Annotated in this window: 8 protein-coding genes; 1 reads left to right on the forward strand and 7 read right to left on the reverse strand. The window is 43.3% G+C overall.

Features of this window, described 5'->3' with window-relative positions:
* Window positions 1-1,440 precede the first annotated feature (1,440 nt).
* Genes ACPPVU_RS04710 through ACPPVU_RS04720 form a run of 3 tightly spaced genes read right to left on the reverse strand, consistent with a single transcriptional unit; the run spans window position 1,441 to window position 2,801 of the window.
* Window positions 1,441-1,746 carry a hypothetical protein gene (locus ACPPVU_RS04710; RefSeq protein WP_426670545.1) on the reverse strand — a complete coding sequence of 102 codons (306 nt, stop codon included), beginning with the start codon at window positions 1,744-1,746 and terminating at the stop codon, window positions 1,441-1,443.
* A gap of 1 nt (window position 1,747) precedes the next feature.
* Window positions 1,748-1,885, reverse strand: a complete 138-nt coding sequence (locus ACPPVU_RS04715; RefSeq protein ID WP_426670546.1) for a hypothetical protein — start codon at window positions 1,883-1,885, stop codon at window positions 1,748-1,750.
* Complete coding sequence (locus ACPPVU_RS04720) at window positions 1,878-2,801, reverse strand: IS1595 family transposase (protein ID WP_426670547.1); 924 nt, start codon at window positions 2,799-2,801, stop codon at window positions 1,878-1,880. The genes ACPPVU_RS04715 and ACPPVU_RS04720 overlap by 8 nt, the downstream gene beginning before the upstream one ends.
* A 1,388-nt stretch (window positions 2,802-4,189) precedes the next feature.
* On the opposite strand from ACPPVU_RS04720, the gene ACPPVU_RS04725 reads away from it, so the two are divergent.
* On the forward strand, window positions 4,190-4,495 hold the full coding sequence (locus tag ACPPVU_RS04725; protein WP_426670548.1) for an antibiotic biosynthesis monooxygenase: 306 nt from the start codon (window positions 4,190-4,192) through the stop codon (window positions 4,493-4,495).
* 307 nt (window positions 4,496-4,802) lie between these two features.
* On the opposite strand, the gene ACPPVU_RS04730 is transcribed toward ACPPVU_RS04725, so the two are convergent.
* From ACPPVU_RS04730 to ACPPVU_RS04745, 4 genes are all read right to left on the reverse strand, one after another.
* A complete protein-coding gene (locus ACPPVU_RS04730; protein ID WP_426670549.1) occupies window positions 4,803-6,329 on the reverse strand; it encodes a SusD/RagB family nutrient-binding outer membrane lipoprotein in 1,527 nt (508 codons plus the stop codon).
* An 11-nt stretch (window positions 6,330-6,340) separates the two neighbouring features.
* Window positions 6,341-9,568 carry a SusC/RagA family TonB-linked outer membrane protein gene (locus tag ACPPVU_RS04735; protein ID WP_426670550.1) on the reverse strand — a complete coding sequence of 1,076 codons (3,228 nt, stop codon included), beginning with the start codon at window positions 9,566-9,568 and terminating at the stop codon, window positions 6,341-6,343.
* 453 nt (window positions 9,569-10,021) lie between these two features.
* Window positions 10,022-11,515: a SusD/RagB family nutrient-binding outer membrane lipoprotein gene (locus ACPPVU_RS04740; RefSeq protein ID WP_426670551.1), complete on the reverse strand. Its 1,494-nt coding sequence runs from the start codon at window positions 11,513-11,515 to the stop codon at window positions 10,022-10,024.
* 10 nt (window positions 11,516-11,525) lie between these two features.
* Complete coding sequence (locus ACPPVU_RS04745) at window positions 11,526-14,777, reverse strand: SusC/RagA family TonB-linked outer membrane protein (RefSeq protein WP_426670552.1); 3,252 nt, start codon at window positions 14,775-14,777, stop codon at window positions 11,526-11,528.
* Between the last annotated feature and the right edge of the window lie 135 nt (window positions 14,778-14,912).

Raw genomic sequence — 14,912 nt, forward strand, 5'->3', positions numbered from 1 at the left:
CTGACTTTTACACTTCGGGCGAAAAATTGTCTGAACCTTTCAGTTTAACCCCCTTTACACCATTAATTGAATATTAAGCAGACTTTTGATACCTGCACAATCCCGTGCCCCGTGCGCCTTCGCTGCCGCAAGCCTCGCTTGTGGTTGTTCGGATATCGTTGCGGAGAATACATTTCTCATTTCCCCTGTCAGCAGACCAGCTTCGGCCGAAATTGACCAAAACAATGCTGGCCTCAGAGCGCCGGAAAGGGCATAGTAAGTTTTGCAGAAGTCGGGGCTAAGCGCGAGCGACAGCGGGGCAAAATATTACAGCCCGTGGTTTTGGTCGATTTGCAGCGCAAAAGCCCCGTGCGGCAAAGAAGCAAGCGTCGGCTGACTTGACTTTTTGGTTACTTTTGTGTCAAGACAAAATTGCAATAGCAATCATGAACACCTATAAAAAACAAACAATAGGTGAATAACTAACTAGGCCCCTGCGGCCATGAGCAGACAGAACATCTTATAATCCCCAGAAACATTTTCCGTTACCCGCACGAGCGATGACTCAGCGCGTGGGGTGCTGAAACAAGTTCAGCATGACGGAATGGTGAAGAAACCCCTCCCTACACCCTCCCGAGGGAGGGAATCGCGTGTGGCCTGCCCACATCTTCTCGTTCCATTGGCCTGCCTAAGTAGAGATTGCTTCGTTCCTCGCCATGACACGCGGAAATATAGTTGCGGAGAATACAGTTTTCATTTCCCCCGTCAGCAGACCAGCTTCGGCCAAAATCGACCAAAACAATGCTGGCCTCGAGCGCCGGAAAGGGCATAGTAAGTTTTGCAGAAGCCCAGGCTCAGTGCGAGCGACAGCCGGGCAAAATATTACGGCCCGTGGTTTTGGTCGATTTGCAGCGCAAAGGCCCTGTGCGGCAAAGAAGCAAGCGTCGGCTGACTTGATGTTTGGTTACTTTGCATCTAAGGTAAAGTAACAGCCCCCGCGGCAATTGAGCGGGACGGAGCATCTTATAATCCCGAGAAATACTTTCATACCCGCACGAGCGATGACTCAGCGCGTGGGGTGCTGAAACAAGTTCAGCGCGACTAAACGGTGAAGAAACCCCTCCCTCCACCCTCCCGAGGGGGCATCCACATACAATGTTACACAAGGAGTGTAACATATAAAATATGTTACTGCCGTTGTTAATGGCAGTACTCAAGTATCCTAATAAAGCCACTATAGAAATATTAGCTAAATACGGGTTTAGTAAAATAAAGAGGGGTCACAGGAAAGGTGTGTATATTAGACCGGATAAAGACGATACAGATTGGGAGCATGTAATGCATATAAGTGCTGATAGGTTATCAATTTCTTATATAGATCAGAAGTTAGGCAAAAAAAGGTATTGCACTGGTGGAATAACGGTTAAAGATGATAATGAGTTGGTGTGGCTATTAGACCGCTTAACTATGCTGCCCAAGATAAATGTTAACGGCAGTGATAATACCGTTAATGTCATAGATTAGATAAGCGTATGCTTCATGTATAGCAAATTCTTTATTTGTAAAACTATCAAGTTCAGTAAAGCTATCTTTTAGTTTATCTATCAAATCACCTATTTCAAGTGTGTGCAAGCTATGATTAAGAGAAACGGATATGTTTATAGCCTCTTTGATCAATTGGTGAATACGTTCAAAACTTGATCTATCGGCATCTTCAAAGGTGCTCAACTCGTCTCTTATTTCAATCAATCTATCTAAATTATCCATGTCATTTAGGCTCTTTGGGCTGATCTTTCTTCGGTGGTTTAACCTTAGTAAGGAACAGCAAATCTTTATTAAAGTCGGTGAGGGTCACGGGAGTGACCTCTACGGGCTTATCTTTCTTAATGTACTTGCGTTTACTCATGGCCTACTAAAGTTTTGTAACTCAACTTACCTACAACATTGCTAAGAACAAAGTCAAAGCGAGATGAAGTGCTAAAGTTACGGGTATTATGTCGTAAAGTAAATTCCTGGGCGTATGCGTTTGTGTGTTTTGGGCTTATTTGGTGATAGATTCCGTAGATGCCTCTTTTAAATTGGCTCCAAAAACCATCGATATGAGCGGTATGAAAATGATCACGGGCGTAGATACCTTTCTCATGGGATACTGATTCATGCTTTAAGCCAGCCACGCCCATATATGCGCTGTGGCCGTCAGAAACTAAGGTGCTTTCAACCTCTATCCATCTGCGTAATAGAGGCCGTATGTTTTCCTGATCTTCTTTAGCTATAACCCCTGCAACTATATTACCATCGCGTTGAATCATACCTAATACAGGCGTTTTGTTGATACTACCAGTTCCTTTGGCATTATCTAAATCGCGTTTGCTTTTATGCTTGTTAGTGGTTTTACCGCCAACATAGGTAGTATCAGCCTCAACAATGCCTTCTAACTTTTCGGATGGAGTAGCAAAGGCATAGCGTAAGCGATGCAGCATAAACCAAGCGGACTTTTGGGTAATATCAAGATCGCGGGCTAACTGGTAGCTGCTAATACCTTTCTTATGGCTTGAAAAGACATACAGAGCCATAAACCACTTCATAAGCTTGATGTTACTATCTTCAAATATAGTACCTGTACGTGCATTAAAATACTTGTTGGTGTTGCGGCACTTGAAGCGATTGCTCTTGCACTTGTACACGGTACTGGATGCATCAAAGGGGCTAACCACCAATCCACCCCACCGTATTTGTTCAAGGTGATTGATACAAGCTTGTTCATCAGGGAACACGGCAATAAAGTCGTGAATACTCTTGAAATATATGTCTTGTTGTTCCATGGTGTAAATATGAACTTAAACTTTGACAATAACAAATGTTTGAGACGTTTATTACACAAATAAATAAAGGGAATATTGTTAGCTTTGAGCATGGAACAAAGCAGAATAGATAGAATAGAAGAAAAGTTAACCGAATTCAATGAAGCGGTTACTGAATTAGGGAATAGACATTCAATGGTGATAAGCGATTACCTAATCATAAAGCCAGACTACACGAAGCATGAGTATGTAGTGAGGTTGTGTTTTAGAGGGGAACCATTATTAGACGACAGGCTAAAGGGTGAATGTGAGATTATATTTGATCGGTTGTTTCCTTATCCAGATGGATTACCCGTGTTGTCCCACACTTCATGTGAGGATCAGGGGCAGGCATAAGCTTGACAAAGTTTGGTTGGGCTATCATTTCCATAAGAAATGGTTCATCCATATTGCCGTTAGAGAATGATATTATCAGGGGCGCGCCATCGTGTTTAATAATCATAAGGTCTTTACCGTGTCTAATTCGGATAGTGAGTGGGGAGTAGATTTTAGTTGGCATAGCTTCGCCAATGGATAAAGAACTATCAGAAGCTTTACCATCACCTTGTGTATCATCGTATATTAGTGCCCCCGAGGGAGGGAATCGCACATGGTCTGCCCACGCCTTCCCGGTCCGTTGACTTGCCTAAGTAGAGATTGCTTCGTACCTCGCAAAGACGGATGGTATTATCGTTAAGGAGAATACAGCTCTCATTTCCCCCGTCAGCAGACCAGCTTCGGCCGAAATCAGTCAAAACGATGCCGGGCATGAGCGCAGGAAAAGGCATTAGCAAACTTTGCAGAAGAAATGGGTAAAAGCGAACGATAGTAGGGCAAAGTATTGCAGCCGTGGTTTTGACTGATTTGCAGGGCAAAGGCCCCGTGCGGCAAAGAAGCAAGTGTCGGCTGACTTGATGTTTGGTTACTTTGCATCTAAGGTAAAGTAACAGCCCCCGCGGCAATTGAGCGGGACTGCATATCTTATAATCCCCAAAAACATTTTCCGTTACCTAAATAAACGACCACTCAGCATGCTTGACAAGCTCCATGCACCGCAATCGAGAAATCAGTGTGACACCCCGCTTAAGAATCATAATAATCCTTCAATCAAGTAAACGGCGAAGCCCTTGAACACAACTGAAAAAACAATCATCGGTGAAAAATCATGGTTCAGACGAAAGTAAAGAAGCCCCCGCGCAAGAGGTAAATTGCACAACCCATCAACCTGTTTTTTGTTGAAAAAATTAACATAAAATCAATGATTCCGGTGTTAACTTTATGTAGCATTCCACCCATCTTAAAAACCTTCTTTTTATCACGGTACAGTACTTTGATTGTAATAATTCAATTACATATTAAATGTGTTTATCATGGAAAGAATAATCGTTCAATTTAATATTCCGGGCCTGACAGCCCAGGAGTATGACCAGGTTTGGACAGAACTGCGCAACGCAGGTCAGTCGCACCCACAAGGGCTTCACCACCATGTAGGTGGGCAGCAAGAAAATAATTGGCTGGTGGTTGATGTTTGGGAATCAGAAGAGGCATTCCGGAAATTTGGCGAAACCTTAATGCCGATTTTGGCAAAGATCGGCGTTACTGCCGACCGGGCCCAACCGGTGATAACGAAGTTGCATTATGAATACGAAGGTGCAGCGGTAGGTGCAGGGCATTAATGATTTGCGCGCTTTTAATATCGAACATCGAATGTCCAATGCTGAATAATGAAGTAAAAAACATCGGTGTTCGATATTCAAAACCTGCCTGCCGGTAAACCCCTTTTATCATCTGCGAAATCCGGCAACGGTGCAGCCGTCTTGAACACATTTAAAAACAATTAAGCTGTGAAAAATCAAGTAGACGGCGACCCCCCCTGAACGCAACTGAAAAAACAATTATCGGTGAAAAATCACTGGTTCAGACAAAAAAGCCCCGACCGCTTTTAAACGGCCGGGGCTTTTGGTTATTAATTTTAAAAAGGTATTATTTAAGTGTAGTAGCCAGGTCCCAGAAAAGTTTGGTAGTTACCAGGTCGCCACCGATAGCCTGGGCGGCCTTATTGTAATTCACCACGTTCACATTTTGCTCGCTTATAGGATAAGTAAAACGCAAAGGGAATTCACTGTAAGCATTTGCGGGCTTCACTAATACCGGGTAACCCAATCTGCGGGTTGTTGTCCAGGCATCCCAGCCCCTGTTATAAAACGCTATGTACTCCTGCAAAGCAATTTTTTGGGATGTATTTAATAAGCCCGGCGCCTCAGGATTGCTGGCCGTGGTAAAAGCAACGTTTGGCAGTGCCAGGTATGCAGCAGCCTGTGCGTCAGTTCCACCCCAATAGGTGATGGATGCAGTTATCGCACTGTTATAGTGTGACTCCGCACTACCGCCCACATTATAAAGCCTATCCGCAGCTTCTGCCAGGTTAAATTCCGTTTCCGAATAATCCAGCAGGTCACCAGGAAAATCAGGGTTAGTTAAACTGCCAATTGATTTAGGCTGTGGTGTTGTAGGTGGCCCGGGGGTTAGCAATGGTCCTGAAGGTAACGAATACTGGCTGTAAACCAAGCCGCCATTACCTGAGCCATTAGGGGCACCTACATACAAACTACTCACATTTTCGGCAAAATAATAAGGCAGGCGCGGGTCTGCAGTGGCTGTGTTTGGGCTTAATAAGCCCAGAAATTCGCTGGTAGCAACAAAATCATGCCTTTGGCTTTGCACCAGGTCAACCCAAACAGGGTTAGTATTCGGCGGGCTAGCCACATAGTTAAAAGTTGCATTATCACTATTCGATGCAAATACGCCTGCAGCTACTGCGGCCTCAACGGTCGTTTTTGCCGTAGCATTATCATAATCAGCAATAGTGATACCCATTTTAAGCTTAAAGGTATTGGCAAATTTTAACCATTTGGCCGGGTCGCCGGTGTAGATCACATCTGCACCCCCATAGCTTCCACCTGATGTATTTAACGCTGCAATATCAGCATCCAGACGGGTTAACAGTGCATAATAAACTGTTTTTTGGTCGTCATAAGCCGGGAATGGATTGTTAATATTCAAGGCTTGCGTATAAGGGATATTACCATAGGTGGTAACCAGGTAATAATAAGCATACACTTGTAATATGTCGGCAATTGCGATCTCATTTTTTTGAGTAGGCACATCTTTTACTTGCGCCGGAATATAACCCTTTGCTTTTTCAAGGTTATACAAAACGCCGGTATACATTGCGGTCCAAATGGCGTCGGGCTGGCGGCGGGAGAATAATTGATAATCTGTTTCATTTAAATAGGTGGTTTCTGTCCACTGCTGTTCAATTAAACGGAATATATTAAGGTTCACGCTGGCAGAACTCACGTTGTTGGTCAGCAATCTTTCAGATTCGGTAAACAAAGTGTATGCGGGCACTGCCGCCGGGTTTTTAGGATCGACATTGAGGCTTGTCAGGTCTTTTTTGCAGGCCGACAATGTCGAAACCAGTACAAAAATTAATGCTATCTTTTTCATATCTGTAATGACTAGAAACGTACTTTTAAATTAAGTGAAATGGTGCGTGTGGTTGGATAAACACCTTCCTGTATACCCTGCAGATTGCCCGAGCTCAGGCCTTGTTCAGGATCGGCATAAGGCAGGTTTTTATGGATGATCCATAAGTTTGTGCCAATAAGCTGTAAAGTAACGTCTTTAACCGGCCCCAATTTGCTTATTGCATTTTGCGGCAATGCGTATCCTACAACGGCTTCCCTAAGTTTTATAAAACTTGCATCATACACAAATGCCTTAAGTGGCAATAAGCCGGCGCCATCACCAAAATCGCCATAGTTATAAGCGGTTACCCTGGTAGTATTAGGCTGACCGTTTGCATAAACCCCCGGGCGTATCATACCACCACCCTGGTTAAGCGGGTTACGAACAGGATTGCCCAGATCATTAGTATAAGCTGTTAAAGGATAAATACCATCAGCCAAACCATAAGCCATATCACCTGAGAACACCGAACCACCATGACGGATATCAATCAGGAAGCTTAACGTAAAGCTTTTGTAAGTAAAGCTGTTATTGATACCACCGGTCCAGTTGGGGTTGGTATTGCCAATATTATTGTTTGCTGTGGTAGTTATCAGGTACTGGCCATCGGGTCCAACCGTTTTCTGGCCATTGGTATAAATATAATCGGTACCTCTGATAGTACCCAGAGATTGGCCAAGCGGTGCATTAAGGGTTTCGCCATTCTGGAAGCTGCCCAGCTCAAGGTTGGTCGCTTCCTGCCCTGTTGCATCCTTATACAATGCGGTAACTTTATTATAAGCAGCAGTAAAGTTAACGGTGATCTTCCAGTTAAAATCCCTGGTCTTTATTGGCGTACCGTTTACTGAAAGCTCAACGCCCCTGTTCTGAACGTTACCAGCATTTAAATATTCGTTAGTGTAGCCTGTTGCTGGCGAAACGTTAACAGGTAATATTTCATTAAAGGTATTGGTAACATAATAGCTTCCGTCAAATCCTAAGCGGTTATGAAAAAACGCTAATTCAAGTCCAATTTCCTTGCTTTTGGTTTGTTCCGGTTTCAGGTTTTGGTTATTCTTGGTGGTATTAAGAATAGTTTGCGGATTAGCGCCAATGGGCGGAACAATTGAATAAGTATCGTTTATACTATGAAGCGGGGCATCGCTGCCGACCTGTGCATAGTTGGCCCTTAGCTTGCCATATGACAGCCATGTCCAGTTTTTAAGCAGTTCAGAGAAAACAAAACCGCCGGATACTGAAGGGTAATAATAAGTATTATTTGCTGCCGGCAGAGTTGAAGATTTGTCCCTGCGGATGGTACCGTCTAAGGTCACCATGTTTTTCCAGGTGAGTGTGGTACCCGCAAAAATACCGTCCACCTCTTTTTTACCATCAAATTCAGCAGGCGACAAAGGCGCACTTAAAGTATTTGATAATGAATATAAGCCCGGTACAATTAAACCGCCATTGGTGCTTGCATTGATGCTGTTATCACTATCCTTCCGGATATTGGCGCCTAAAAGAGCTTTTAAATTAAAATCTTTGGAGATATTTTTGTTTACGTTAGCTAAGAAATCGTAGTTGTTTTCGGTGTAGGTGTGGTTATACCTCGAATAATAAGGAACACCGATACTGCCCACGTCATAACGCTCCTGGTCAAGTTCCGAATAGGTATCTAACGATGTTCTGCCGGTGAATGATAACCAATCGGTTGCGTTATAAGTGGCGTTGATATTTCCTAAAACGCGGTTACGTGTATCGGTTTCATAGTTGTGATCAGTCACCCAGTATGGGTTATTCCAGAACGCCGGGCCGGTATTTCCGTTTATCGGGTCGGCCATATTCCAGGTTACATTTGATTGTGTCCTGTCGTAGGCTGCTTTTAGTTCCTGCACGTCAACGTTGGTTTCCCACCATTGTCTGAAGCCGGTCATCACGTTACGATTATATGAGTTAGAGCCGCCATCATAACCCGTTCCGCCACGTCCTGTACCGTTGGTGTTGTAATAATTAACATTGGCACCTACTGTCAATTTTGGAGTGATTTTATAAGTGGCGCCAAAATCTACCAGGTTCTTGTCCAGCCGGCTATTTGGGATAACACCATTGTTGATACTTTTGGTATAGCCCAGCTTGAATGAGCCATTATCGCCGCCGTTAGTGATCATGATGCTTTGATCGGTTGAAATAGGTTTTACAAAAAATGTGGCAGGGCCATTTTTTGCTGCAACCCATGGAGTAGCTTTTCCATAGTTAGGCGATGTAGGATCGAATGCATCCCACTGATAGATCTTCAGGTTAGGGTCAAATGCTGTACCATTAGAAGCGTCATCCGCAGTGGGGGCAACCTGTGCGTTGGGGTTGCCAAAAACATTGCCGGTATTAAAATATTGGGCATATCCTGCGCCATATTGGTTCTGATATTGCGGAAATGTAGATTTATCTATCTCACTTAAGCTCAAGGTTGAATTAATGGTAATACCCAAACCCTTTTTTGCTTTTTTAGTAGTGATCAAAATAACACCATTGCTGCCGCGCGAACCGTATAATGCTGATGCTGCGGCGCCTTTTAAAACGGTTACGCTTTCAATATCATCAGGGTTTATGTCTGATGCGGGGCTGCCATAATCATAACCGCCACCGCCTGTTTGCTGGTTGGTGCCATTGGTGTTTTCATTGCCAATAGGAACGCCGTCAATCACAAACATCGCCTGGTTGTCGCCGGTGATGGATTTGGAACCGCGCAGCACCACGTTTGTTGAACCACCAAGCGTATTATTCTGACGGATTTCCAAACCGGATACTTTGCCCGATAATCCATCAATAAAATTATCTGAACGTTGTTTGCTTACTTCGTCGCCGCTTACCTCTTGTGCTGCATAGCTCTGTTGGTTACGCGTTCTGGTTATACCAAGCGCACCGGTAACAACAACCTCACCAAGTTGCTTAGTCGAAGTAGCTAATATTACATTCAGCGTGCTGCCGTTAACGGTTAATGTTTGCGGTTCGTACCCGATAAAGTTAATTGTTAATACAGCGCCATTTGCTGCATTGATTGAATACTTACCGTCTGCACTGGTTTGTGTTCCGGTATTTGTCCCTTGTATTTTTACCGATGCCCCGGGTATTGGCAAGCCATCGTCTTTTCCCGTAACTTTCCCGGTCACGGTGTGAATTTGTGCGAACAGCTGATTTACAGCCAACAAGAAGCACAAATTCAAGAGTAGAATTTTTTTCATGAAAGATCAGTTAATTAAAAGTATAATTTATTAAAGCGAGTAAAAATAGGTTTGATTAACCCGGTAGTCAAAATTTATGCTGTAACATATCATTTACAAACAGGAAATTGATTGTAACGTATATGTTGCTTGTTTTAGTTAAACAATTCCCTATACCTTTGCTGGTGAGAAATCAAACTGGATTTTACTATTAGTTAATAGTTGGTAATAAGACAGTTAAGTAGTTAATTGTGGCCGGGAAATACGCGAGGTAATTCCCGGCTTCTTTTTAAATACGCTGGTGAGCAAAAATTCCTTGCAGAAATGTAATATGATTGTCGATTTTTTTTGACTTATAATTGACAGATATGGAGAAACTGAATATTCTTCGGATGAAGGGTGAAGTCAGGTCACAAAAAAAGCCCCGGTCACTTCTCAGCAATCAGGGCCTTGTTATAAGGTAATGAGTACTCGTTAATGTTTATCAAAGAAAAGCTTGGTAGTTACCACATCACCGCCTATGGCAGCAGCAGCTGCATCGTAGTTTGTTACGTTTACGTTCTGCTCGTTAATAGGATAAGTAAAACGAACCGGGAAATCGCTAAGTGCACTTTCCGGGGCCGGGAAGGACGGAAAATCGAGTCTCCTGGTAAATATCCAGGCATCCCATCCCCTGTTATAAAGTGCCAGGTAACCCTGGAGCGCTATTTTTTGCAGCTCGGTAAGTGGCCCATTAGGCCCTACGGCAGTTGCAAAAACAACATTTGCCTGGGCCAAATAAGCAGCGGCAGCCGCATCAGGCACTCCCCAGTATGCTTCTGAAGCAAGCACCCCGGCGTTATAGTAAGTTTCAACAGTAACAGTGCCGCCGATCAGGTGTTTTGACACTGCTTCGGCCAGGTAAAATTGTGTTTCAGCATAATCCAGTAAACTGGCCGGGAAATCCGGGTTGGTGATCATACCAATTGAACTTGGTACCAGCAGTGGCCCCGAAGGCTTGGAGTTTCCACCAAAGCTGCAGTTTGCGCCCGGGTCGCCCCCAGTATAAACACCCTGGTTATTTACAGTGAAATAATAAGGCAATCTTGGGTCGGCTGGTACAGCTGGGGTAAGGGCTGGTTGCAGGTAGTTTAAAACGGTAGAACATGCTACGAAATCCTGCCTGCCGCTTTGTACCAGGTCAACCCATATCGGGTTAGTGTTTGGCGTTAATGCCAGGTATTTAAAAACGGCATTGTCTGCATTTGAAGTAAATATGCCTGCCGCCATTGCAGAAGTAATGGTGGTGGTTGCTTTTGCTGGATCACTGTCAGAAATCACAATGCCCATTTTAAGCTTAAATGTATTTGCGAACTTTCCCCATTTAACCGGATCTCCACCATAAATAAGGTCTGCTCCGCCAAAGCTTGCACCTGTTTCATTTGCCTTTAGTACAGCAATGTCATTGTCTAAGCGGGTTAAAAGATCATAATAAATGGTTTTGGCGTCATCAAACTTAGGAAACGGCTGTTTAATATCCAGCGCCTGGGTATATGGGACATTCCCGTAAGTGGTAACCAGGTAGAAATAAGTGTACACTTCCATAATATCAACAATGGCGATCTCATTTTTTTGCTGTGCCACATCGGGAACGTCAGTAGGTATTGATTTTCTTGCCTGCTCAAAATTTGCTAATACAACGGGGTATAAATTATCCCAAATTCCATCTGGTATGGCCCGCGACTTCAAATTATAATTTGACTCGTCTGTATAAGTGGTCTCTTCCCACTGCTGCTCTATCAAACGGAAGATATTTAAATTCACATTTGATGAGGTTAATGTATTTGCCAAAGCATGCTGGGCATTAGTAAATAAACTGTACGAAGGCACAGCTGAGGGGTGCTTCGGGTCCACATTTAATTTCTGTATATCTTTAGTACAGGCCGCTAATAACGAAACCAGTACTAAAATCATTGCTTTCTTTTTCATGTCGATATCGTTAGAAATTCGCTTTTAAGTTGAAAGAAAAGGTACGCACGGATGGATAAGAGCCTTCCTGTATACCCTGAATATTACCGGCGGTTATGCTGTCTTCAGGGTCTGCATATGGTAAGTTTTTATGGATTATCCATAAGTTATGGCCTATAAGCTGTAAGGTTATACCTTTAACCGGTCCGAGCTTTTTGATTACACTTTCGGGCAGTGTATAGCCAATCAAAGCTTCGCGCAGTTTGATATAACTTGCATCATAGATCCATGCTCTATCAGGCAAATTCACATAGCCAAAAGCGGTATAATCATCTGCTGCTATACGCGTTGTATTTTTCTGGCCATTTGCCAACACACCCGGGCGTATAAAACCACCACTCTTTGAATCATTGGTGAGCGGTGAACGAACAGGGTTGCCAAGGTCATTAGTATAAGCAGTTTCAGGATACAGACCGGTAGCTAATCCATAAGCAATATCTTGTGAAAATACCGAACCGCCATGACGGATATCGATCAGGAAGCTGAAAGTGAAATTTTTGTACCTGAATGAGTTATTTATACCGCCCATCCACTGAGGATTGGTATTACCGATCGGGTTGTTGTTGGTAGTAGTTAATACGTACTGACCGTCAGGGCCTACAACTTTCTGACCATTCAAATAGGTGTAGTCAGACCCCCTGATAGTTCCCAAAGATCCACCCAGAGGCGCATTTACACTTTCGCCATTCTGGAAAGTACCGAGATTAAGGTTTTGAGCTTCGTTACCACTGCCGTCTTTATATAAAGATTCAACTTTATTAGCGTTGTGACTGAAGTTCACCTTGATGTTCCAATTGAAATCTTTTGTACGTACCGGAGTGCCGTTAATTGAAAGCTCCACACCCTTATTACGGATAGAACCCGCGTTTAAGTATTCATTGGTGTAGCCTGTAGCGCTTGATACCCTAACCGGCAATATTTCGTCGAAGGTGAGCGAATTATAGTAAGAACCGTCAAAACCTAATCTATTATCGAAGAAGTTAAGTTCCAGGCCAACTTCCTTGCTTTTTGTACGTTCAGGCTTTAGGCCCGGGTTGTTTTTGGTAAGATTAAGTGTTGTTTGTGGCGCAGTATTGTAGGGAGCATTGATAATGTAGGTATCCTGGATAACATAGATAGGTGCATCACTGCCCACTTGTGCGTAATTGGCTCTTATTTTCCCGTAGGATAACCATTTCCAGTCCTTAAGAAGCTCTGAGAAAACAAAGCCGCCGGATATAGACGGATAATAGTAAGTATTATTGGCTTCAGGAAGGGTAGATGATTTGTCTCTTCTTATCGTTCCGTCCAAAGTCAGCATTTTTTTCCAGGTTAATGTAGCGCCTGCAAAAATACCGTCAACCTCGCGGTGCTGGTCATTTTCCACTGGTGCTAACGGCGTAACCAATGAATTTGTTAAAGAATATATGCCCGGTATGATCAATCCACCATTGGTAATATTATCGATATTGTTTATAGAATTTTTCCTGATGTTACCACCTAATAATGCTTTCAGATTAAAGTCCGGTGAAATATCCTTATCAACATTGCCCAACAGGTCAAAGTTGGTTTCAGAGTAATTGTTACTGTACCTTCGGTAATACGGTACACCAATACTGGTCACGTCATAACGTTCCTGGTCAAGTTCAGAGTAAGCATCTAATGATACCCTGCCCGTAAAAGTTAACCATGGTGTTGGTTTGTAGTTTGCGTTAACATTGCCCAGGTACCTGTTACGGGTATCTGTTTCATAATTATGATCGGTTACCCAATATGGGTTGTTCCAAAAGATAGCAGAATAATTGCCACTCTCAGGATCAGCCATATTCCAGGTTATGTTTGATTTGGTTCTGTCATATGCAGCTTTTTGTTCCTGCACATCTACGTTTGTTTCCCACCATTCGCGGAAATTAGTTAACACGTTCCTGGCATCGGAGTTAGTGCCATCATAACCTGTACCGCCGCGACCTTTACCATTGGTTTGATAAAAATTGATTGCGGCGCCAACTGTCAATTTAGGAGTTATATTATAAGTGCCTGCAAAATCAACCTGGTTTTTCTTGATGCTGCTATTGGGGATAATGCCTTTGTCGTCACTATAGGTATAGCCCAGTTTAAATGTGCCATTGTCGCCACCATTGGTGATCAATATACTTTGATTGATCGACAGTGGTTTTATGAAAAAGCTGGCAGGCCCATTTTTAGCAGCAACCCATGGAGTAGCTTTACCAAAATTCGGAGATGTTTTGTCAAATGCATCCCATTGATAAACCATCAGGCTTGGGTCGAATTTGGCACCAAATGATGCATCTTCTGTTGTTGGCGTAACCAGGTCTGGTTTACCATCTCCATTCACGTCAAAATAAAAGAAGTAACCACTCGGATCAGCGTAGAATTGGCCATAGCCTGCACCGTACTGGTTCTGATACTTCGGGAAAGTAGATTTATCCATTTCAGACAACGTCTCTGTGGAGTTAATAGTGATCCCCAGGCCTTTATGTGCCTTTTTGGTAGTGATCAGGATAACCCCGTTACTACCGCGTGAACCATAAAGTGCTGTAGCGCCCGCGCCCTTTAAAATGGTAACATTATCAATATCATCCGGATTAATATCAGAAGCTGGGCTACCATAGTCATAGCCACCTCCGCCTGCCATCTGGTCTGTGGTATTTTTATTGGTGTTATCAATCGGAACGCCATCTATCACAAAAAGTGCCTGGTTATTTCCATAAATTGATTTGTTACCACGAATCACCACGTTTGTTGAAGAACCAAGGGCATTGTTCTGACGAATGTCCAACCCCGACACTTTACCCGATAATCCGCCGATAAAATTAGTTGAGCGCTGTTTGCTTACTTCATCGCCGTTAACCTGCTGCGCAGCATAGCTCTGTTGGTTGCGTGTCCTTGTCAAACCAAGGGCGCCGGTTACCACAACTTCGCCTAATTGCTTGCTTGAGGAAAGCAGCACAACGTTGAGTACACTGCCGCTAACAGTTAATGTTTGCGGCACATAACCAATAAAACTGAATGTTAATTTAGCACCATCCGCAACGTTGACTGTATACTTACCTTCCACGTTGGTTTGAGTGCCGGTTGTGGTTCCACCAATGCTTATTGATACCCCTGGTATCGGCAAGCCATCATCTTTTCCCGTAACCTTCCCAGTCACAGGATGAGTTTGCGCCAGTAGCTTAGTTATAGCCAATAGCAAACACAAACTCAAAAGTAGAGTTTTTTTCATGAGAATAAAGTTGTTAGTTATAGTTAAAGAATTCGGAAATACTAATTTACAGTATGTTTTCCTTTAAGACAAGTATTTTTATTTTATACTGCGTTGAAACTGTGAATTTTAATTATAAAGTTTTTTAGTATAATT

The organism is Mucilaginibacter sp. McL0603 (assembly GCF_049992945.1).
GTDB lineage: Bacteria > Bacteroidota > Bacteroidia > Sphingobacteriales > Sphingobacteriaceae > Mucilaginibacter.

Excerpts from the sequence above, each read along its gene's own strand:
- ACPPVU_RS04710 (WP_426670545.1), bottom strand. The coding sequence starts at position 1,746 with ATGGATAATTTAGATAGATTGATTGAAATAAGAGACGAGTTGAGCACC.
- ACPPVU_RS04715 (WP_426670546.1), bottom strand. The coding sequence starts at position 1,885 with ATGAGTAAACGCAAGTACATTAAGAAAGATAAGCCCGTAGAGGTCACT.
- ACPPVU_RS04720 (WP_426670547.1), bottom strand. The coding sequence starts at position 2,801 with ATGGAACAACAAGACATATATTTCAAGAGTATTCACGACTTTATTGCC.
- ACPPVU_RS04725 (WP_426670548.1), top strand. The coding sequence starts at position 4,190 with ATGGAAAGAATAATCGTTCAATTTAATATTCCGGGCCTGACAGCCCAG.
- ACPPVU_RS04730 (WP_426670549.1), bottom strand. The coding sequence starts at position 6,329 with ATGAAAAAGATAGCATTAATTTTTGTACTGGTTTCGACATTGTCGGCC.
- ACPPVU_RS04735 (WP_426670550.1), bottom strand. The coding sequence starts at position 9,568 with ATGAAAAAAATTCTACTCTTGAATTTGTGCTTCTTGTTGGCTGTAAAT.
- ACPPVU_RS04740 (WP_426670551.1), bottom strand. The coding sequence starts at position 11,515 with ATGAAAAAGAAAGCAATGATTTTAGTACTGGTTTCGTTATTAGCGGCC.
- ACPPVU_RS04745 (WP_426670552.1), bottom strand. The coding sequence starts at position 14,777 with ATGAAAAAAACTCTACTTTTGAGTTTGTGTTTGCTATTGGCTATAACT.